Annotated in this window: 17 protein-coding genes and 2 pseudogenes; 14 read left to right on the top strand and 5 right to left on the bottom strand. The window is 65.5% G+C overall.

Annotated elements, in window-relative coordinates:
- Nucleotides 1–474: 474 nt before the first annotated feature.
- The 5 genes from MKK55_RS21420 to MKK55_RS21440 all read left to right on the top strand — a co-directional run bounded on the left by MKK55_RS21420 (nucleotide 475) and on the right by MKK55_RS21440 (nucleotide 5504).
- Nucleotides 475–1647 carry a chromosome partitioning protein ParA gene (locus MKK55_RS21420; protein WP_243937557.1) on the top strand — a complete coding sequence of 391 codons (1173 nt, stop codon included), beginning with the start codon at nucleotides 475–477 and terminating at the stop codon, nucleotides 1645–1647.
- Between the two features lie 417 nt (nucleotides 1648–2064).
- The gene (locus tag MKK55_RS21425) at nucleotides 2065–2316 is read left to right on the top strand and encodes a hypothetical protein (RefSeq protein ID WP_243937558.1); all 252 of its coding nucleotides are present in this window, start codon (nucleotides 2065–2067) and stop codon (nucleotides 2314–2316) included.
- A gap of 97 nt (nucleotides 2317–2413) precedes the next feature.
- On the top strand, nucleotides 2414–3628 hold the full coding sequence (gene tal / locus MKK55_RS21430) for a transaldolase (protein WP_243937559.1): 1215 nt from the start codon (nucleotides 2414–2416) through the stop codon (nucleotides 3626–3628).
- A gap of 61 nt (nucleotides 3629–3689) precedes the next feature.
- Nucleotides 3690–4067: an acyl-CoA thioesterase gene (locus MKK55_RS21435; protein ID WP_243937560.1), complete on the top strand. Its 378-nt coding sequence runs from the start codon at nucleotides 3690–3692 to the stop codon at nucleotides 4065–4067.
- A gap of 153 nt (nucleotides 4068–4220) precedes the next feature.
- A complete protein-coding gene (locus MKK55_RS21440) occupies nucleotides 4221–5504 on the top strand; it encodes a cation:proton antiporter (protein WP_243937561.1) in 1284 nt (427 codons plus the stop codon).
- Between the two features lie 72 nt (nucleotides 5505–5576).
- Here the strand turns inward: MKK55_RS21440 and MKK55_RS21445 are convergent, their stop codons facing one another.
- Nucleotides 5577–8120 carry an HWE histidine kinase domain-containing protein gene (locus MKK55_RS21445; RefSeq protein WP_243937562.1) on the bottom strand — a complete coding sequence of 848 codons (2544 nt, stop codon included), beginning with the start codon at nucleotides 8118–8120 and terminating at the stop codon, nucleotides 5577–5579.
- A gap of 131 nt (nucleotides 8121–8251) precedes the next feature.
- On the opposite strand from MKK55_RS21445, the gene MKK55_RS21450 reads away from it, so the two are divergent.
- Nucleotides 8252–8761 (top strand): response regulator, encoded by a 510-nt coding sequence (locus tag MKK55_RS21450; protein WP_313898979.1) that lies wholly within the window; start codon nucleotides 8252–8254, stop codon nucleotides 8759–8761.
- A 94-nt stretch (nucleotides 8762–8855) separates the two neighbouring features.
- Here the strand turns inward: MKK55_RS21450 and MKK55_RS21455 are convergent, their stop codons facing one another.
- Nucleotides 8856–9809 (bottom strand): alpha/beta hydrolase family esterase, encoded by a 954-nt coding sequence (locus MKK55_RS21455; RefSeq protein WP_243937563.1) that lies wholly within the window; start codon nucleotides 9807–9809, stop codon nucleotides 8856–8858.
- Nucleotides 9810–9851: 42 nt separating this feature from the next.
- Entirely contained in the window at nucleotides 9852–10205 is a 354-nt protein-coding gene (locus MKK55_RS21460; RefSeq protein WP_243937565.1) for a hypothetical protein, read from the bottom strand.
- 597 nt (nucleotides 10206–10802) lie between these two features.
- Between MKK55_RS21460 and MKK55_RS21465 the strand changes: the two genes are divergently transcribed.
- A complete protein-coding gene (locus tag MKK55_RS21465; protein WP_243937567.1) occupies nucleotides 10803–11930 on the top strand; it encodes an HWE histidine kinase domain-containing protein in 1128 nt (375 codons plus the stop codon).
- Nucleotides 11931–11977: 47 nt separating this feature from the next.
- Here the strand turns inward: MKK55_RS21465 and MKK55_RS21470 are convergent, their stop codons facing one another.
- Entirely contained in the window at nucleotides 11978–12688 is a 711-nt protein-coding gene (locus MKK55_RS21470; RefSeq protein WP_243937569.1) for a Crp/Fnr family transcriptional regulator, read from the bottom strand.
- A gap of 178 nt (nucleotides 12689–12866) precedes the next feature.
- Here MKK55_RS21470 and MKK55_RS21475 point away from each other — a divergent pair, with 178 nt between their 5' ends.
- From MKK55_RS21475 to MKK55_RS21495, 5 genes and pseudogenes are all read left to right on the top strand, one after another.
- The gene (locus tag MKK55_RS21475) at nucleotides 12867–13631 is read left to right on the top strand and encodes a Crp/Fnr family transcriptional regulator (protein ID WP_243937571.1); all 765 of its coding nucleotides are present in this window, start codon (nucleotides 12867–12869) and stop codon (nucleotides 13629–13631) included.
- 2 nt (nucleotides 13632–13633) lie between these two features.
- On the top strand, nucleotides 13634–13915 hold the full coding sequence (locus tag MKK55_RS21480; protein ID WP_243937573.1) for a hypothetical protein: 282 nt from the start codon (nucleotides 13634–13636) through the stop codon (nucleotides 13913–13915).
- A gap of 1216 nt (nucleotides 13916–15131) precedes the next feature.
- Nucleotides 15132–16106, top strand: coding sequence for an HWE histidine kinase domain-containing protein (locus tag MKK55_RS21485; RefSeq protein ID WP_243937575.1), 975 nt, complete (start codon nucleotides 15132–15134; stop codon nucleotides 16104–16106).
- Between the two features lie 218 nt (nucleotides 16107–16324).
- Nucleotides 16325–16555 (top strand): annotated as a pseudogene (locus tag MKK55_RS21490) (histidine kinase); the annotation flags it as partial.
- Between the two features lie 26 nt (nucleotides 16556–16581).
- Entirely contained in the window at nucleotides 16582–16791 is a 210-nt protein-coding gene (locus MKK55_RS21495; protein WP_243937577.1) for a hypothetical protein, read from the top strand.
- Nucleotides 16792–17353: 562 nt separating this feature from the next.
- Here the strand turns inward: MKK55_RS21495 and MKK55_RS21500 are convergent.
- Nucleotides 17354–18010, bottom strand: a pseudogene (locus MKK55_RS21500) (magnesium chelatase domain-containing protein); the annotation flags it as partial.
- A gap of 125 nt (nucleotides 18011–18135) precedes the next feature.
- On the opposite strand from MKK55_RS21500, the gene MKK55_RS21505 reads away from it, so the two are divergent.
- Complete coding sequence (locus tag MKK55_RS21505) at nucleotides 18136–18396, top strand: PepSY domain-containing protein (protein WP_243937579.1); 261 nt, start codon at nucleotides 18136–18138, stop codon at nucleotides 18394–18396.
- A gap of 301 nt (nucleotides 18397–18697) precedes the next feature.
- Entirely contained in the window at nucleotides 18698–20116 is a 1419-nt protein-coding gene (locus tag MKK55_RS21510) for a TadE/TadG family type IV pilus assembly protein (protein ID WP_243937580.1), read from the top strand.
- Nucleotides 20117–20198 lie beyond the last annotated feature (82 nt).

Here is a 20198-nt window from a genome sequence, read left to right on the forward strand (position 1 = left end):
CGCCGATACGGTGACGGACTACGCCAAGGAGTCCCCGTTGATGCTTGCGGCCATGGCCGGGGCCATCGGATACCTGCTCGCGATGGTCGTCCACGGCCGTCGCTGAACGGTCGACGTCCGGGGCTACGCTTACGACGGGCGTGGTCCGCGACCGGGGATGAGACGGTGGGGCCATCCGATGCTACCCATGTGCACGCGGATCGACGTCGGCTCGAACGATCACCGCTGGTACCCATGCCGCGGTGACGACCAAGCCGACGTGTACGTCTTTCGCGAGCCAAACGTGCCGTCCGGCGGAAGGCCGTCCAGCATCAGGCACTTATCAGCATGACCGGCTCCCTCGTCGGGATGGATCGTACCGACCTCGCAGCGAGCGTCCCCACCTCCGAGTCGGGGGCTGCCGGTGCCGAACCGACGCCCGGCGAGGCCGCTACCTCACCCTGACCCGTCCCCTCCAGCGCCCGCGAGAACGCCATGGCCATCGACTACCGTCCCGAACTCCGCAGGCCCATTCCTCTCAGCCTCGCCATCGTGGCGGCGGTCCTCTTGGTCTGGCTCGTCGTCGCCTCCATCGCCGGTGCCAGGCAGAGGACAGCGAGGGACCACCGCATCCAGGACCTGGAGACGCGGCAGGTTGCGTTGCAATCGGACCTCGACCAGCAGCGGGCGGCGGCGGGTACCCTCGAAGGGCTCAAGGCGAGGATCGCATCGGCCCAGCAGCAGGAGCGGGACATCACCCAGGCCGGCGAACAGGCCAAGGCGAGCGCTGCGAGCCTGGCGACGGAACAGCAGGCGGCTGAGCGCAAGGCCGGAGAGGCCAAGGCCACCGCGGAAGCCGAGGCCGCCAAGCTCACCGGACTACAGGCGCAGGTCGCCCAAGCGGAGCAGAAGCTCGCGCCGATGAAGGAGGCCACCACGGCCGCCGAGCAGGCGGCGACCGCCAGGACCAAGGAACTGGCGGAAGTCGGACGCCGGTTGGAGGAGACGCGGCAGCAGGAGGCGAAGCTTCGGGCGGATATCGCCGCGATGTCCCAGGAGGCGACCGCTAAGACCGCGGACCTCGCCAAGGCCGAGGAGAGCCAGCAGAAGGCGCGCGAGGGCTCGGCCGCCGCGCAGAAGGATCTTGCCGATGCCCGCACAGCTGCTGAGCAGGTTACGAAGCAAAGGGCCGAATTGGAGCAGGCCATCGCCGGCCTGACGGCGAACCGTGAAAAACTGACGAGCGATGTCTCCCAGGCCGACCAACAGGTGCAGCAGGCCAAGGACGGGTTGGCGGCGGCCCGGAAAGATCTCGCCACGGCGAAGTCCGAGCGGGACCGGGTCATCTCCGAGCGCACCCAGGCCGAGCAGGCGGTCCAGAAGCTGGTATCAGACCGCGACGGTGCGAGCTCGGCGGTAGAGGCACTGCAAAGGAAGCAAGCTGACGCGCAGGCGCAGTTGGCGACCCTGACCGAGACACTGGCCTCCCGCAACAAGGAGATGGCCACCCTTGAGGACCGTCTTGGGACGACCCGGCAGGAACTTGCTGCGGCCCAGGCCAAGCTCGCCGAGGGGCGTCAGCAGCTCTCGGACCAGCCTTCTGCCATGACGGTGCATCCCGGCCCATCCCAGCCGCAAGCGCCCACCGTCGCCCCCAAGGCCGAATGAACCTCTCGGAACGTGGGTCGAAGCGGCGCTGAACCAGGATGGGGCGAGCCCCGTCTGGGACTGGCCCTGTCTTTTCGCCGTGCGGGGGAAGGACAGGTGGGTCCAGATCGGCCGGATGAGGAGGAAGCGCTCTTACCGACGGATTTCCGGACGAGGCATCACAGTTGCCTAGTGCGGAAGCTTACTGCGACCTTAACCGCGGTGGTCGAGGCCACTTCGGGAGTCATCGTGAAAACCACTCTCAGCCCGTATTCGCGGTTCGCTACCGGAACAGTCCCGCGCGCTGGCCCATTGCCCAAGACGATGGAAGTCGATCCCGAATGTACTTTCGCGATTCTTCCGGACCATCTGCAATAAACCGGAGGCGACATGTCCAGGACGATCTCAGCCGATTTCAAATCCCGCCGGGATGCGGAGATGGCAGTCGAGCACATCGTGCAGGATCACGGCCTTGATCGGAATTCGGTGCAGGTCGGTCCTGCCTCGGACGAGAACACGGCTGGGACCGAGGCGGCGCGGGCGGATATCGAGGACGGGCACCTGAAGGCCGGGACCGAGGGCGAACCCGCCCTGGCCGGTAAGGTCAGGGTCTCCGTCGAAGTCGACGACGCCATCACCGAGAAGGTGCTGTCCTCCTTCGCGACCTTCCACGGTGACGTCCGCGGCTGAACCGGCACCCGACGGTCACCCGCGGGGTTCGTCGGCACGACCGTCGCCGGCCCACGGCGGGTCGGCCCGCCCCCATCCGTTCTGACGGAAAGCACCGATGACCGATCCCCTCAATGACCTCGCAGCGGCCGGCGTCGCCATCTGGCTCGACGATCTCAGCCGGCCGATGATCGAGTCCGGAGCCCTCGCGGAGGCGGTCGAGCGCGATGGCGTCATCGGCATCACCACCAACCCGACCATCTTCGCCAAGGCCATCGGGTCCGGGGAGGGCTACGACGGCCACGTGCGTGACCTGGCGCTGCGTGGAACCGCCATCGGCGAGACGGTGCGGCTGCTGACTGCCTGGGACGTCCGGACCGCGTGCGACGTCCTCCGCCCGGTCTACGACCGCACCGGCGGCCGCGACGGCCGCGTTTCCATCGAGGTCGATCCGCGCATCTCGGGCGATACCGAGCGCACGGTGGCCGAGGCGCGCGGCCTGTGGTGGTTGGTCGACAGGCCGAACCTCTACATCAAGATCCCCGCGACCGATGCCGGGCTGTCGGCCATCTCGACCTGCTTGGCGGAGGGCATCTCGGTCAACGTGACCCTGATCTTCTCGGTGGCCCGCTACGAGGCGGTGCTCGACGCGTTCCTCACGGGACTCGAACGTCGGGCGGCCGCCGGCGAAAGCCTCGCTGGGGTGGAGAGCGTCGCCTCGTTCTTCCTCAGCCGCGTCGACATCGAGGTGGATCGCCGGCTGGCGGAGGGGGCGGGCAGTGCGGACGAACGCGACCGCGTTCGCGGCCAGGCGGCCATCGCCAGCGCCCGCCTGGCGTACGGGGTGTGGGAGGACAGCGTCGCCTCCGCGCGCTGGCACGCCCTGGAGAGAGCACGGCCCCAACGCCTTCTATGGGCATCTACCGGGGTGAAGGACACGGCCCTCGACGACACCCGTTACGTCGTCGAGCTTGCCGGACCCGAGACGGTCAACACCATGGCGCAGCCGACGCTTCGTGCCGTGGCGGACCATGGCCGTATCCGCCCGGACACGATCCATGCGCCCGCCGGCGCAGCCGAGGCCGTCCTCGATGAGTTGGAGCGGCTCGGCATCGATATGGCGGACGTCGCTACCACCCTGGAGACCAAGGCCGTGGCCTCGTTCGAGGCGAGCTGGGACGAACTCATCGCCTCGGTCACTAGGCAACTCGAACGGGCCGGCGCCGGCGTCATGCCGGCGGGGGCGGTCAGCCCCGCATCCGGCGAGGACGCGCCGAAGGATGCCCCGGCGGCGGCGGCCCCGGAGCGATCAGGGAACGGCGCTCGGACATGAACCCGTCCGCGTCGATTGTCCGTATTTCGACCCGACCAAAACCAGGGGCGAGGCATACGATATGAGCGACGTGGTCCCGAACGTCTCCGATGGCCCACACCTGCGCACCATCGCCATGCCACGCGATACTAACGCCGCCGGCGCCATCTTCGGCGGCTGGACGGTGTCCCAGATGGACCTTGCGGGCGGAACCTTCGCCGCCCAGCGCACCAAGGGACGCGTCGCGACCGTCAGCATCGACGCGATGCGCTTCCTCCGTCCGATTGCTGTCGGCGACGAGGTAAGTTGCTACTGCACCCTACAACAGGATGGCGAGACGTCGTTGGGCGTGAGGGTCGAGGTCTGGGCTCGGGACCGAACAGGCGGCGATCCCGAGAAGGTCACCGAAGGGGTCTTTACCTACGTCGCCCTGGACGACGACGGAAATTCGAGGAAGTAGGAGAAGGATCGGCGGAACTGGACATGGCGACATCCGCGGTCCGTGGGCATTCCATCGCACTTATCCGACCAGCCCGGTCTGCATGGACCCGTCGCCATCGTCGCGGATGCTTCGATACATTGAACCGAGGGTTCCGGAATCACTTAAGTCCACATGGAAATCTATGTCGTCGTCGTCGCCGGGTTCGGTGTCCTGGTGCTTCTTACGGCGTGGTTGCCGATGGTGCTCCGGGCCCTGCCCCTGTCGCTTCCCATCTGCTGCGTCGGGATCGGCGCGGCCTTGTCGGCCATCCCCGCAATCGGGGAGCTCACGCCCCATCCCGGCTCCCATGCCAAGCTCATCGAGCATGCCACCGAGGCCGTGGTCGTCATCTCGTTGATGGGTGCCGGCCTCAAGATCGACCGTCTGTTCGGTTGGCGGAGCTGGTCGGTGACATGGCGCCTCCTCGGCATCGGCATGCCTCTGACCATCCTCGCGCTGACCATCCTGGGGTCTACCCTTCTCGGGCTCGGACTTGCCTCGGCGCTTCTCCTGGCGTCGTCCCTGGCGCCGACGGACCCGGTCCTGGCATCCGACGTCCAGGTCGGCCACCCCGACGAGGACCACGAGGACGAGCCACGGTTCGCCCTGACCTCCGAGGCGGGTCTCAATGACGGCCTCGCCTTCCCCTTCGTGAACCTCGCCATCGCCTTGGCGGGCACCAGTGGCCTGGCCGGTCTGTCGTGGTCTCATTGGCTTGCCATCGACGTACTCTGGAAGATCGCCGTCGGCGGCGTGCTCGGGGCGGTTATCGGTCGAGCGCTGGGATGGCTGATGTTCCACCTGCCCAACCTTTCGAAGCTCTCCCGCACCGGCGACGGCTTCGTGGCGCTCGGCGTGACCTGCATCGCCTACGGATGCGTCCAGGTCGTCGACGGCTACGGCTTCGTCGGCGTGTTCGCGTCAGCCTTGGCGCTACGCTCCTCTAGCCGCGGGCATGACTACCATCGCAAGATGCACGACTACGCCGAAGAACTCGAACGCCTCCTGATGATGGTGCTGCTCGTCGGGTTCGGGGCGGTGCTCGTCGGCGGGGGACTGCTCCATGGCCTGACTTGGACCGCCGTCGCCTTCGCCCTGGTTGCCCTCCTCGTCGTCCGCCCTTTGGCCTGCTGGATCGGCCTGCTCGGAAGCGGTCGACCCGTCGAGGACCGTGCCGTCGTCAGCTTCTTCGGCATCCGCGGACTGGGGACGATATACTACCTTGCGTTCGCGACCGGGCACGCGTCCTTCGAGGGGACGGGGTTACTGTGGTCCACGGCTGGCCTAACCGTGCTGATCTCCATTCTCCTGCACGGCGTCACGGTCACGCCAGTGTTGCGCGCCCTCGACCGCCGGATGGGGCGGGACACGGAGAGCGCCCAACTCGATCTGACCCTGCCGCGGCCAACGGCCTGACCGGGCCGGAAACGTTCGACCAACGGAGGCGTCCGAACCTTTGCGTATCAACCACACGATGTTCCGAAGGCTTCAGGGGGCGAACGCGCGTCGTAGTGCGTCGGCATCGTACGGCTTCTTCACCACCTGCACCCTTCTGAGGTCGGTGGGGATTTTGAAGCTTTCCCCGTAGCCGGTCGCGAAGGCGTAGGGGATGCCGAGCTCGGCCAGCCGCCGCGCGACCGGGATGCTGGTCTCGGAGCCGAGATTGACGTCAAGGAGCGCTCGGTCCGGCGGCGACGCCTCGATCAGGCGCAACGCATCCCGGGTCGAGGCCGCCATGTCGACGGCATCCGCACCGAGCGACGTGAGCACCTCCTCGGCTTCCAGCGCGATGATCATGTTGTCCTCGACCACGAGCACCGTGCCGGCGAACCTGAGGGGCTCCGTCGCCTCCTCGCGGACGACGGAGACGACGGGCGCTGGCGGGGCGGCCTGGACGAAGGCGGGCGGCAGGGTGAACCGCGCCTCGACACCGGTGAGCTCGTAGCGGATCTCGGCCTCGCCCTGAAGCTCGTAGGGGATGGATCGCTCGATGATGGTGGTGCCAAACCCCCGGCGGGTCGGCGCGCGGACCGCAGGGCCGCCGCTCTCGCGCCAGCGCAGGACGAGGTAGTCGAGTGCATCGCGCTCCCAGCGGATGTCGACCCGGCCTCGGGTGTCGCACAGGGCGCCGTACTTGGCCGAGTTCGTCATCATCTCGTGGACGACGAGGGCCATCGCCGAGAACGCCTGCGGCTCCAGCAGGACGTCCGTGCCATCGAGGACGAGGCGGTCGGCCTTCGGCCCGAGGTACGCGCCCGCCTCCAGCAGGATGAGGTTGCGCAGTGACCCCGGCCCCCAGTTCGCGGTGGTGATCTGGTCGTGCGCCCGGGCGAGCGCCTGGATGCGGCTGCCGACCAGGGCTGCGAACTCCTTGCCGCTGAGTTCTTCCGACCGGCTCTGAGTAACCACGCCGCGGATCAGGTTGAGGATGTTGCGGACACGGTGGTTCAGCTCGGCGATGAGGAGCTCCTGCCGCTCCTGGGCGCCCTTGCGTTCCTTCTCTGCCGAATCCGTCAGCCTCAGGATGACCTCCAGCAGCGTAACGCGCAGCGCCTCCGCGGCCCGCAGGTCGACGTCGGCCCAGGGGAGCGAACGCCCGTGCACGACCTCGCGCCAGGCCTCGAAGCTCTTGCGCGGGCTCAGGCGAACGCCATTCGGGCCCGGGGTGGCAGGCTTCTCGGGGTTGCCGGCCCAGGTGACCGTGCGTGCGACCTCGGAGCGGAAGAACACCAGGAAGTCGCGTGGGGTGCGTGACACCGGAATGGCGAGCATGCCGGCGGCTCGCTCTGTGAAGTCGCGTCCGGGCTCATGCACGCGGCCGATCTCGTCGGCGGCGTAGGGTCGGCTCGCGGCGGTCCGGTTGAGGAAGCGCACCAGTCCGGTGAATTCCTCTGCCGTCGGGGTCGCGCCCTGTAGGGTGACCTCGCCGTTGACCCAAAGGCCGATGCCGTCGCAAGGCACGATGCCGGAGAGCTCGTCAAGGAAGCCGGAGAGGTCCTCCAGGCTGGTGCCTCCGGAAGCCAGCGCACTCATCAGGCGGGTGTGGATCTCGCGCGACCGGCCTTCCTGGGCGGCCTCGGCCTCGCGCTCCCGGCTTTCCAGGATCCACGAGAACATCTGCCCGAACAGCTCGGAGCCGGTCCGGCGCTCCAGCGAGATGTGACGGGGCTCCATGTGGTGGCAGGCGAACAGCCCCCACAGCTTCCCGTTGCGCAGGATGGAGACCGACAGTGAGGCGGCCACGCCCATGTTGCGCAGGTATTCCAGGTGGATCGGCGAGACCGTTCGAAGTGTGGAGAGCGACAGGTCGAGCGGCTCGCCGTCTGGGTCGCGCGCAGGCACCACCGCGGCGCCGGGCCCATCGACGTCGGCGATGATGCGCAGCCAGTTTCGCTCGTAGAGAGCCCTTGCCTGCTTCGGGATGTCGGAGGCCGGGTAGTGCAGTCCGAGATATCGGTCGAGGCCGGATCGCACAGCCTCCGAGATCACCTCGCCCGAGCCGTCGGAGGAGAAGCGGTAGACCATGACCCGGTCGAAGCCAGTCAGCGCCCGCATCTGCCGGGCAGCCTCGCGGCAGAGCGGCTCGAAGCCAGCGGTCTGCTGCAGGCGCGTGACCATGCTGCGCACGAGGTTGCCGGCGCTAAGGTGCTCTGGCGCGCTGGGTTCGGCCTCAATGACGATGGACCCGCCTGAGAGGTGAAGGGCAACGTCGAAAAGGGCCTTGTCCGGCAGCAGGCGCACCCCGAACACCCGGTCGACGGCGTCGGGTCCGCGAAGCGTCTGGAGATGCCCTCGCAGGACGTGGATGGCCTCGCCGTCCATGAGTTGGTCGAGGGGCAGCCCGAGCATCGCGTCGACCGGCCGACCAAGCCAGTCCGGCGCGTTCGCGCTGACCCGAGCGACGATCCAATCGGGCGACACGGCGAGCAGGAAGCCGAACGGCTGCACCGCCCCGAGGATGTGGATGGGCTCGCGGTCGCAGGATGACAGGTCGATGGATGTCGGCGGTTGACCGGCGGGCAGCTGGTTCATGTCTTTGGAGACTTCGGTCGTGCGAACCGACATTCGGTTCGCCCTGTGTTCTCATCCAACGCGTTCAAGGCAAACCGGTGGCATCAAACGCGTCTAGCGGCGTTCGCTCCGGAAGTTGGTAGATCGTCGGCATGGCGACCGGTCATGTCGCGGACGGGCGCCGATGTTTCGATAACGTCCGCGTCCATGTCGATTTGAACCTTCGAAGAACGCCCGCTTTGATGCGGATGGCGAACCCTCCCGACGCACCCTATGCCCTGGTCGCCGACGACGACTTCCTGATCAGGATGGATGCGGAGACGATCCTGGAAGATGCCGGCTTCCACGCCTTGTCGGCAGAAAACGGAGTGGAGGCGCTCAGGCTGCTGGAGCTGCACGCACCGTCCATCGTCCTGCTGTTCACCGACGTGGAGATGCCCGGCGGGCCGGACGGTTTCGAGTTGGCGCGAACGACCTCAAGGCGATGGCCCGATATCTCCATCGTGGTCGCATCGGGCGGCGTGAAGCCTGGGCCGGACGACCTTCCCGAAGGTGCGGTGTTTCTCGGAAAGCCCTTCAGTGCCGAGATCGTCCACCGGCACCTGGACAAGATCCTGCCGGATGGCCGGAAGCCGGAGCCGTTGAAGGCTCGCCGCGGATAAGGTCGTACTGCACCACCGGAGGCACCGTACTGCACCATGTAGGTGGCGGTCTCGGGCATCATCGATTCCCGCCCAACAGGCGGCGCGCGTACGGCTAGGCGTTCATGGCCTCACCGGTCGGTAATCGACGGTCATCAATGTGGTCGGATGCACGACCCATCGGGTGTGCCATGAAGAACCGAAGCATCTCTCGGCTGGCATCGGGCCCGGCGGGGTCGGTGTGGGAGCCCGCCGGATGCCCGCCGGACCAGGCATGCCGTGCTCCGTGCAAGACCCACTGCTCCGATGACCAGGTTCCGTCCGGTCTGGACAGGACGGTGCGGGTATACGCCGTCCCCCCGTCCGAGCGTCCCTGGTCGGTAGCGATGTCCAACTCCGCATCGGGCTGTGCCTGAGCGATGGCCTGGTCGGCGTTGACGGGCGAGACGGTCGTGTCGCGGTCGCCATGGAATACGATGGTCGGCACCGAATGCGTAGCCCGCCGTGGTCGTGACGACGCCCCGCGACGCATCGCCAGGAGGGCCCCCGTCATCGACGCGGCTGACCCGCAAGCTAATCCAGAGTGGATACCGACACCGGCATAGAGGTCCGGGTAGGTCACTGCCATGACGGCTGCCGCCGCCCCTCCCGAAGAAAGGCCGGCAACGTAGACCCTCGTGGGATCCACGTTGAACTCGTTCACGACATGACGCGTCAGGCCGGCGATGATGGACGGCTCGCCCCGGTCGCGACGTTGGTCGCCGTCCCTGAACCAATTCCAGCTCTTGGCCATGTTGGCCGACCTCGGCTGGTCCGGGTAGGCGACGAGGAAGCCCATCTCCTCAGCTAACTCGCTCATTCGCGTGCCGATGGCGAAATCCCGCGACGATTGCGAGCAGCCATGCAGCATCACCACGAGCGAAAGGGGGACGTTCCTACGTCCTATTGGGACGAACAGGTCGTAGGCCCGGCTCCCGGCCGCATTGGCGAACCGGCGCGCGAGTGCGCATGGCCGACCAATGGCTTGCAATTGCGGGTTCGTCGGGGCGAGCCCCAGGCTTTCCGTCATCGTCATCGATCCAGCAGAGGGCCCCGGGGCGTTCGATCCGGGCTACGGCAACGCGCCGATCATGCCCTTGGCCTCGCTCATGGTGTTCTCGCAGGCGCGCTTGTCGCCGTGGCGGTCCTCGTCGGTCGCGCGGATGATGAGAGTCCGCGCGATGGCGATATTGTCTGGGGTCGAGACCGTGTCGGGGTCGCTCGGAGGGTCGAGGCGTGCGGTCGTCAAGCCGCGAGGGGACCCGGTGCGCAGGCTATGGCCATCCCGAAGGCCGGCGACCTCTATGGCACCCGCGCTGTCCAGGCGGCGCTCGATTGTGCCGATCTGCTCGGCGCAGGAAGAAGCGAACGCGGGAAGCGGGGCCAGGGCGAGGATGACGACGGAAAAAGTCGGGATGAAGCGCATCGGGTTAGCCTTCGGCGAGGTAGCAGCATCGTGACTCCGTTCGACGAACGAATGGTCAGACGCCGTCCCTCACGCCGCGATGCGAGGGTAGCGTCCAATCAACGGCCATTGGAGCCTTGTGTTGCACTGCAGCATGGAAACGCCGGGCTGGCCTGCACCCTGCACGTGGCCTGTCTCAGCTAACGTCCAGAACCTCGACCCGGTTGGAAATATGCCTCCCTGGACAAGCTGAGGCGCACGAGGCCGTCATCATCGACCACGAGTACGATCAGTGGACGCTGGGTCGACATGAGGTCTCAACAGGTCGTTTCGACATTGGTTGCCGGCTGAACGGCATGCCAAGGCGACGCGTCCAGTCGCACACGCCATGGATTCAGGAATCCTTAACTATATAGGGCACCCTGCCGGATGGCGGATTGCTGTCTCGGCCCATGTGACCGCGGTAGTTGCGCGTACCGAGGAAGGCCCCACGCGGTCCGCAACCGGTCAGGCAAATTGAAATATTCGATCCTATGATGATGCCGCCGGGTATCAGTGACGGTATCCCTGTATCATCGCATGTGGCCCGAGCATTCACTGGCTACGTAGGATCAGGCCATGACCCAGGGCACCGACCGGGGGCAGACCTCGAACGTGGTCCCCCTGCGGACCGGCGTCCTTCCGTCTTCTGGAGCGCCGAGCGGTCCGTATCGTCTGGATCTTCCCTCGGGTGAGACCGAGGACAATGCCTACGACCGGTGGAACGCCTGGAACCTCGGTCGCGAACTCATCTCCGCGAGCCAGGACTGCGTCGAGGTAATCGACGACCTCGGTCAGCTCCGCCTTCGGAACCCGCTGGCCCGTCGCATGCTCGGCGACGACGACATCGCCGATGCCGGCGACGGATCATGGTCCCTGTCGTGGCCCCTGGTCGTTCGCGAAGTCGCGTCGGACGCCTTGGCCGTGGCATCCACGGTCGGCACGGCGCGCTTCGACGGGTGGCGCGCCGCAGCCCAGGGCGGGATGGTATATTGGGATGTCGTCCTCTCACGCATCGTCGACGTCGACGGCCGGCTCGTAGGCATCCTCGCCGTCTCCCGGGACATGACGCAGATGCGACGGATCGAGGACAGCCACGACCTGCGCAGTCGCGAACTCAGCCATCGCCTCAAGAACATGTTCGCCCTGGTCAACGGGCTCGTCACCCTGTCCGCACGGAACCTCCCGGGCGTGCAATCTTATGCCGGGATCTTGCGAGACCGCTTCACGGCGATGAGCCGTGCAATCGAATATCTCCATGTAGCCCCGCCCGACGAACGGTCATCCCGTCCGCAGCAGACCCTCCAGGGGCTTCTGGTCGCGTTGCTCGGCCCCTACGACGACGACGCCGAGGACCGTCGGTTCGTCCATGGCGCGGTGGACGACGTCCCAGTCGGCGACGGATCAGTGACGGGCCTGGCGCTCGTCATCCACGAGCTGGCCACGAACGCGATCAAGCACGGAGCACTGTCCGATGAGGGCGGCACCGTCACCATCGACTGTCGACGGGATGGTAACGACATGGGTCTCGTCTGGACCGAACGCGGCGGTCCCTGCATCGGCAAGCCACCGTGCCATGAGGGTTTCGGATCGAAGCTCATTGAGCGAACCGTCCGAGGTCAGCTTGCCGGGACGATCTCGCTCCACTGGGATGTCGAAGGCCTGAGGGTCGTCATCGGCCTGCCATGGGCCAACCTGGCGTCTTGACTACTTGGCCAGCCGGCTCACCGGATGATCAAAGGCTGCGCTTCGGCTTAGCCGTCGACGAGTCGGACATATTCGGCTTCCGCCACGCCGTAGGAGCTGCCGGCGAGCTTGAGCAGTGCCTCTCGGCTGCGGACCGTGATGGTGCCTCGCCTCGTTCCGATCACGCCCGCGCGCTCAAGTGCGGCCACGGCGGTGGTCAAGCCGGTGCGGTTGACCCCCAGCATCAACGACAGGAACCGATGCGTCGTCAGAAGAAGGTCGCCATCGACCCGGTCGTGGCACATCAGCAGCCATCGCGCGAGCCGTTGCTCTAGCTTGTAACGTGCGTTGGCGAGCGTCGTCGAGGCGACCTGGACGTTGGCGGCCTGGGCGTACCGAAGCAGGCTTCGGTGAAGACGGGGACTTTCGATCAGGGCTGCACGCAAACTGTTCGCCGGCATCGACCAAGCCATACCGGCCATCTGGACGCGCCCCTCCTCGGGGGTGCGGCCCGCGTCCAGAAGTACCGGCACACCCACCATGCCCTCCCGTCCGACCAATCCAAGCTCGATCTGCCCAGCGTCGGTAGACGCCGCGATGATGGAAACGATGCCCTGCTCGACGAACCAGACCCGGGGGATGAGGGTATCGGCTGCGATCAGTACCTCGCCCACCGCGAGAGGACCGATATCGAGATGGGTGGTCAACAATGCGAAATCGTCAGGGATCAGAATCGAAAGCAGATGGTTTCGGCATTGATCCTGAATGGGTTTCGACACGGTTCCGTCCTCGATGGGACGGGGGGCGCGGAGCCTCGACCACTTCCATCACCATGCGCCCTGCAGCCGCCAATTGACAGGGGGCCAAGGGTAATTCGGGCCAGAACCTATCCTATGATTGGACGGAGGTCGCATTTCCGACATAGGCTTCCTCATCTGCCTGAAAAGAAACGGCCTGATGCAGCATGCCCTGATCCGGAAATTGGAGAGTTACGAGACGCTGTCCGACAAGGACCGGCGGGCGCTGAACGCGTTGGTGCCCAAAATTCGTCAAGTCGGTGCCCACGTAGACTTAGCCCGAGAGGGTGATCCGCCCGACAACATCCACCTGATCCTCAACGGGTTCGCCTGCCGCTACAAGGTTCTCGCCGACGGCAAGCGCCAGATCATGGCCTACCTCGTCCCGGGCGACTTCTGCGACCTCAACGTGTTCATCCTCGACCAGATGGACCACAACATCGGCACGATCTCGCAGTGCCAGGTCGCTGACATCCCGCGCGAGGCCATCGAAGAGATCACGGCAAACTATCCGCTCATTACGCGGGCGTTCTGGTGGTGCGCCCTTGTCGACGAGGCCGTCCTGCGGGAGTGGCTGGTCAACATGGGGGCTCGCGCCGCCGACGAGCGCATCGCCCACCTGCTCTGCGAGCTTCACGCGCGTCTGGAGGCCGTGGGGCACTCCAAGGACGACAGCTACGCGTTTCCCTTCACCCAGACCGATATCGCCGACACGATGGGGCTCTCGAACGTCCATGTGCACCGGACACTTCGCGACCTCCGGGCCATGGGCTTGATCACACTCAAGCACAGGGTCCTGACCATCCTCGACGTCGAGCGCCTCAAGGACTTTTGCAAGTTCAACGCGAACTACCTGCATCTTAAGAACGCGCGCTGGATCGACCGGCGCAGCGTCAACTGGCCCAGCCAATTGCAGGGAGGGTAGCGGTGCCCGCGCGGGGCAACGTCGAGACGCTGGTCACGATGCAGCCCATTGCCGTGAACACCGGTAGCGACGACCGGGACGGGATGCTCGTCATGGCGAACGGGATGCTGGTCGCGGTCCTGGTCCGGCTCTCCACGCCCGGGCACGAGCAGGTGGGCGACTGGTTCGTAGAGGTGGCGCTAGGTCCGCTTAGGGCCCACCTCGCCCCGACGTTCGGAAATCTGGACGATGCGACCCGCTGGATGCGCCAACACCTCCGGGTATCAGACGCGTGTCTCACCTGAAAATGGGCCCAGCCTCGGATTAAGGCGCCAATAAAGATAAGGTCTGATTTTGTTTTCGCCTTGAAATCAAGATCTAAGTCAATCCGTGCATATCAAGGTATGCATAACACAAGCATTTCAAGTGGGATGCGACTGATAAGTGCATCTCAGGCGTGCCGTGCTGTTCGACGGCCTCGTAAGCCTTAAGGCACGTCTCAGCCATCACGTCGATTTCGCCTGCCCCGTCCATCACCTCCGGACCATAAATACATGAAGGGCCATCGTAGCAATCGATTTTGCTAACTTCGACGCCAAACGAGCCTTGTAATTTCATATCCAACCCATAGAAAATCATTGGACACACAATGAATATTCTCGATGATCGGTCTAAAGATCACGAAAAATCGACAGCCGTGCTTGATCGGCTTGCTAGGTCTCTCGGCTGCTCGACAGAGGTTTTTTCCAATCAGGCTCCACACGAGCTAACCCATACGCTCGAACTGCTAAATCTGTGGCTAGGGATCAAGGAGGGACAGGATCGCGCGAAGGTTCTGGCACTTCTGCGGAACATGTGCGCTAAGGCGCAGGCGTCCGGCGAGCCCGTGGCCCTCTCGCACGCGATGCAGAAGCCCGAGTAGGCTGCATAAAATCTAGGGTGCGAACGGATTTTCTTCCTTCGACAAGTTTGCGAAGGCTCTCGTGCAGCGTGTGTCCAGCGGCCGAGTGGAGGGTTTGTCTATCAAGCCAAAGGGCGCCACTGCGGCCGCCCCGCTCTGCTGAGACAATTTTCATGCCGGTCAGGCTCTCGGCAGCGGCATTAGAGGGGCAGGGCAATAGTGAGAGGCGTGTGCGATCTGAGTCCGAGAACGGGGCGTACATCCTAGTGAGCGTCGAGCGCGTTTGGCGGGGATACCTGTTCTGACTTGACGATTGCGGACCACGTATCGCCTCGGACATAGCCTCGACTTGGTGGGTCTGCACCTGCTGCATCCCGCTTACCACTATTTATTGGCAAAGTTTTGAATTCGGCATTTCGGGTTTCCGACGGATCGCGGAAACACATCTCCCGTGGAAACGGCGTGACACATGGTTCCGGGGGGCAACCGAGTCGTTTAACGCCGGTTCTATCCTGGTCGGCGGGATAGAGGATCTCATCCGTCCTGGGCGTAGGGTTTCCACCTATGGGTGGCTCCGGGAGGGGGTTGCGGTGCCGCTTCGAGACGAGAGAGAACCGGCTGTGATCGACCTCCGGCTGCTCAAGGCCGCGGTTGAGGCGACGGGCGAGGCCATCCTGATCACCACGGCGGAGCTTGAAGAACCGGGTCCGCGCATCGAATACGCCAACAAAGCCTTCGTGCGCTTGACCGGCTACGCGTCGGAGGAGGTCCTGGGCCGCAGCCCTCGCTTCCTGCAGGGACCGAAGACCGAGCGTGCCATCCTTAAAAATGCCCGGGCATCGCTTGAGGCGGGGGAGGCATTCCAGAGTGAGGCGCTGAACTATCGCAAGGACGGCTCGACCTACATGGTCGAGTGGCTGATCACCCCCGTCAGGGACGCGGATGGTCGGATCACGCACTGGGTATCGGCCCAGCGCGACGTCACCGACCGCCGTGCCTTCGAGGACCGGCAGGCCATGATGGTCCGCGAGCTCCACCACCGGGTGAAGAACACCCTGGCGACCGTCCAGGCCGTCCTGAACGCCACCATGCGCTCGTCCGTGACGATGGCGGAGTTCGGAAAGGCTTTTACCGGTCGCATCGTCTCCCTCGCCCGGACCCACGCTCTGATCACCGAGGACCAGGCGCAGGTCGCCTCGTTCGAGGGTCTGCTTAGGGCGGAGCTCGACCCTTACAACGAGAACGACCGCATCACGCTCCGGGGGCCGAACCTGAGCCTTCCCTCCGAACTCGCGGTGCCGGTCGGCATGGCCTTGCACGAGCTCACCAGCAACGCCCTCCGTCACGGGGCCCTGGCGCATCCGAGCGGTCGGGTCACGGTGACCTGGACGGTCGAAGATCGGATGGATGACAGGTGGCTGGCCTGGGTCTGGAACGAACACGACGGTCCGCCGCCGGCGCTCCCCACCCGGGAAGGCTTCGGCATGCGGCTGATCAACAGGATCCTCGCCGCGCAGACGGGCGCCGAGGTCGACGTCGCGGCGGACGCCGATGGCCTTCGGATCAGCATCGGGATATCTCTTCCGAACCGGTGATGGTCGCCGTGAGATGTCGTAATCGGCCGAGGTCGGCCGGGACGATACGCAGTTGCTATGGTTGCCCGGCCCCTGCCGCGATAGAATTGGCGGGCATCCGTAGGAATGGGTCCGAGGTTGGCTTTGAGAGTTTGAATGTGATCGCCTGTGCCGTCGGAAGCCTCATCCTCCGGAATGATTCAGGGTGTTTGCGCCTACCCCCCATGGATCGCGCCACGATGAGCGACGAGGAGGTCGAACGCCTTCGCGCCCTCGACCGCTACCGGCTGCTGGATACGCCACGCGAGCAGGACTTCGACGACATCGCCGAGGCCGCTGCCGAACTCTGCGAAACGCCCATCGCGGTAGTGAACCTCATCGGCGGCGGGCGCCAGTTCTTCAAGGCCGAAGTCGGCCTGGGCGTGCGCGAGACACCACTGGAAAGTTCGTTTTGTCGTCAGGCTGCTATGTGACCGTGAAAGGGAAGGGATTTCATATGACCAAGATCATCATCGCCGCCACTCTGCTGGCCTTGAGTGCCGCACCCGCCCTGGCGATGGGCTGCTGTGGCAGCCCTGCCAAGGGTAAGCCCGGCATGTGCGCCAAGGACGGCATGAAGGGCCGGATGGCGATGAACCACGGCACGATGAAGAAGGGCGACTGCTGTTGCGAAGGCATGGCCGGCAACATGAGCAAGCGTAGCTGACGCCGGTCCCGAGGATCCCGCTGGGCTATCCGGCTTCCAGTCGGGCACGTGGATCGGCCGGGGCGGGTTCGATGAATTCGTATCGGATAGCAGGTGCCGCTATCCGCAATGCTTTACCTTCGGAGTCGCTTGATCTGCTTCCCCTCGGGCAGCGGCATAGCGACCGTCGCCGAGCGGACGGAAGTAGTTCTTGGGTCCGACCCGATTGGACATCTTCTTCGCAAAGCGCTCAAAGCCATCCGACCAGTATCGTTTGGCTAGAACCATCATCCCGGACGGCAGCTTCCCAAAGATCTCTGAGGGTTATAGCGGCCCCTCCCTCACGAGCACATCGCGGATGTCCCGCATCACCGCGTCGCCGTTCGTGATCGGCGGCTCGTGGTCCACCAAGCAGGGTGCATGCGGCCAGGGCGTAGCAACCGTGCCCACCTCGGCAGAGACGTAGCGGCCTTCGCGCTCGGCGAGCGCGACGCTCTTGGCCGCCAGGGCACGCAGCCTGTAGCGCAATCATCCTACCTACAGCGGCGTCACCACTTCGATGCCGCGGGCCAGGATGGGCTAGGGGAGGCCCACCAGCAAAGAGGTTGTGGCCGCCGGCGGCCGCGATCTCCAGTGCGCGCTTGGCGCCCTCCTGGCCCTTGATGTCGCGGAGGTCAGGCAGGGGCGCCCCGGGAGCGACGACCGCCGGCACCGGCCGGGCCATCACCTGCGTGCCCTTGAAGTGGTTGGCGAGTTGGATGAGCGAGCGCGGCGCCAGCACGTCGAGGTCGCCGCCGGCCCAGGCCGCCTCGGGCCCGGTTGCGGCCGGGCAGATCAGCCCGAGCCCGCGCGCGGCCGCCGCCATCGCCGCCGGCAGCACGCCGTTGACCGCGGTGATCGTGCCGTCGAGCGCCAGCTCGCCCAGCACGCAGTAGCCGGCGAGCGCGTCGGCCGGCAGCGCGCCGATCGCCGCCATCACGCCCAGCGCGATCGGCAGGTCGTAGTGCGAGCCCTCCTTGGGCAGATCCGCGGGGGCGAGGTTCACGGTGATGCGCTTGGCCGGCATCGCCAGCCCCGAGGCGATCAGCGCGCCGCGCACGCGCTCGCGCGATTCGCCCACCGCCTTGTCGGCGAGGCCGACCACGGTGAAGTTCACCGCGCCGGGGATGATCTGCACCTGGACGTCGACGGCACGCGCCTCGATGCCCTCGAAGGCGACGGTGGCGACGCGGGTGACCATGACGTGAGGAGCCTTCGGCTTACGGGAAAGTAAGCCTAGGCGGCGCCTATGAGCCTGACAACCTCAGGAACCGGCTCCTCGCGCGGCTGTTCTCCGCCGGTCGACAACCACGAAGGGAAACCGCCATGCGCCCGACTTCCACCGTCCTCGCCCTCGTCCTCGCCGCCGGCCTGTCCGGTGCGGCGCGGGCCGACGAGAAGCTGCCGCCGGACCAGCAGGCCAAGGTCGAGGCGATGCTGAAGCAGGAAGGCTTCACCCAGTGGAAGGAGATCGAGCTGGACGACGGCATGATCGAGGTCGACGATGCCGTCGACGGCTTCGGCAAGCAGTTCGACCTGAAGCTCGATCCGAAGACCCTCGCCATCGTCAAGCGCAAGGCCGAGTAGCGCAGGGACGATGCGGGCGCCGTGCGGCTCTGCCGACCGGCGCCCACCCTGCCAGGGGTCGAAATCCGACGCTTGGTACCTGTAGCCAAACTTCCGAGAAGAGTGGCAACCGGACCCTGGCCGTTTGCCCCGAAGCGGACGTTTTGCCTTCAATCCAAGCCTGCCGTCGAGGTGTAGGCGAGGTTCGGGACTGGGCACGTCGCAGAGACCGAGGCGCTGAAGACCAAGAGCCAATGCATCTTTAACGTGTGTGTGCTGCTGTGTGAGCGTTCGGGGGAACACGCTCGCAAACGGTACCTGAATGGCTCGGCAAAGCCGCCCCCACGCGTACCGTGTCCCCTACTGGCAGCGCGCGCTGCAGACCTGGCAACGCTTCCATGCGGATCGCCGCGGTGCAGTCGCTCTGATCTTTGCGTTGACCAGCGTGGTCCTCCTTGGCTTGGTTGGCGGCGGCATCGATTACAGCCGCATAGCCTATCGCCGTAGCCAATTGCAGAGCGCCGTCGACAATGCCACGCTCGCGGCAGGTAATGCCTTGAAGCTCGCGCCATCGAATTCGACTGCGGTGGCCAGCATCGTTCAGCGGATCATCGTCGAAAATGCACCCTCCCCGCCTGATCGGCCCCTGACCGTGCAGGTGTCGGTCACCAGTGACAAGACCGGCGTCTCAGCCAGCGCGACCGACAATTTCAAACTCACCTTCGGAGCCTTCGTCGGCGTGAAGGTGGTGCCGATTACAGCCCGCTCGACCGCGACGGTCATGGGCAAGATGCGCCTGTGCCTGCTCACCCTCGATCCCGCTGCTACGGGTAGCCTGCATCTGGAGAAGAACGCGAACCTGTCGGCGACGTCTTGCTCCCTTTATGCCAACTCCAAAGATGCCAAGGCGATCCAGGGTGACGACAACGCCATCGCCAAGGCTGACAGGATCTGCAGCGTCGGTGGATCGAGCACAGCCCGCGCCAACTTCGCGCCGCCTGTGACCACGGGTTGCCCTGCGATCAACGATCCTTTGGCCAGCATCGTGACCGCACCGCCCCCCGGGGGCTGCGTGACGGTGAGTTCGGCGGCCGGCCCTGGCCCAGGAAAGGGACCGGGAGGACCAGCAGCCGGCAACGTTGCGGTGACGGCCAGCACGACGCTTGATCCCGGCACGTATTGCGGCGGCCTGCACATCACCGGAACGGCCAAGGTCACGCTCAACCCGGGCGTCTACATCATCAAGGACGGTCCGCTGATCCTGGATCAGCAAGCCAGCATGTCGGGTCAGAATGTCGGGTTCTATTTCATGGGCGACGCCGCTGGTCTGCGGTTCGATGCCAACACCACGATCAGCCTGTCGGCGCCGGTGAGCGGCCCCCTGGCGGGCTTCCTGATGACAGAGCAGCCAAGCGTGTCCGCGCCGGTTCCACCACCACCGGGCCCGAAAGGCTCACCCCCGCCCCCGCCATCTCCCCCCTCGAAGCCGCTGCGCGAGTACCGTATCATCAGCAACAATGCCCGCACGATGCTGGGCACGATCTACCTGCCAGCCGGTCGGCTCATCATCGACGGCAGCGCGGCCGTGAGCGATCAGTCGGCCTACACGGTCATCGTCGTGCAGCTCCTCGACCTCTACGACGGTCCAACACTGTATCTGAACGCAAACTACGACGCGACGAGCGTGCCGGTGCCCAAGGGTGTCGGGCCCGTCAACGGCAAGGTCGTACTTACACAATAGAACACAGGCCGGCGGAGATCTATCCAACCCGACCGTAGGCCTTTGCCTCGTCGACAGTCGCAAGCGACCTTTCTGATGTTTG

Source organism: Methylobacterium sp. J-059, assembly GCF_022829485.1.
Classification (GTDB): Bacteria; Pseudomonadota; Alphaproteobacteria; order Rhizobiales; family Beijerinckiaceae; genus Methylobacterium.

Excerpts from the sequence above, each read along its gene's own strand:
- MKK55_RS21455 (WP_243937563.1), bottom strand. The coding sequence starts at position 9,809 with ATGACGGAAAGCCTGGGGCTCGCCCCGACGAACCCGCAATTGCAAGCC.
- MKK55_RS21440 (WP_243937561.1), top strand. The coding sequence starts at position 4,221 with ATGGAAATCTATGTCGTCGTCGTCGCCGGGTTCGGTGTCCTGGTGCTT.
- MKK55_RS21445 (WP_243937562.1), bottom strand. The coding sequence starts at position 8,120 with ATGAACCAGCTGCCCGCCGGTCAACCGCCGACATCCATCGACCTGTCA.
- MKK55_RS21475 (WP_243937571.1), top strand. The coding sequence starts at position 12,867 with ATGCAGCATGCCCTGATCCGGAAATTGGAGAGTTACGAGACGCTGTCC.
- MKK55_RS21460 (WP_243937565.1), bottom strand. The coding sequence starts at position 10,205 with ATGCGCTTCATCCCGACTTTTTCCGTCGTCATCCTCGCCCTGGCCCCG.
- MKK55_RS21495 (WP_243937577.1), top strand. The coding sequence starts at position 16,582 with ATGACCAAGATCATCATCGCCGCCACTCTGCTGGCCTTGAGTGCCGCA.
- tal (WP_243937559.1), top strand. The coding sequence starts at position 2,414 with ATGACCGATCCCCTCAATGACCTCGCAGCGGCCGGCGTCGCCATCTGG.
- MKK55_RS21425 (WP_243937558.1), top strand. The coding sequence starts at position 2,065 with ATGGCAGTCGAGCACATCGTGCAGGATCACGGCCTTGATCGGAATTCG.
- MKK55_RS21435 (WP_243937560.1), top strand. The coding sequence starts at position 3,690 with ATGAGCGACGTGGTCCCGAACGTCTCCGATGGCCCACACCTGCGCACC.
- MKK55_RS21450 (WP_313898979.1), top strand. The coding sequence starts at position 8,252 with ATGGCGACCGGTCATGTCGCGGACGGGCGCCGATGTTTCGATAACGTC.
- MKK55_RS21505 (WP_243937579.1), top strand. The coding sequence starts at position 18,136 with ATGCGCCCGACTTCCACCGTCCTCGCCCTCGTCCTCGCCGCCGGCCTG.
- MKK55_RS21465 (WP_243937567.1), top strand. The coding sequence starts at position 10,803 with ATGACCCAGGGCACCGACCGGGGGCAGACCTCGAACGTGGTCCCCCTG.
- MKK55_RS21510 (WP_243937580.1), top strand. The coding sequence starts at position 18,698 with ATGGCTCGGCAAAGCCGCCCCCACGCGTACCGTGTCCCCTACTGGCAG.
- MKK55_RS21420 (WP_243937557.1), top strand. The coding sequence starts at position 475 with ATGGCCATCGACTACCGTCCCGAACTCCGCAGGCCCATTCCTCTCAGC.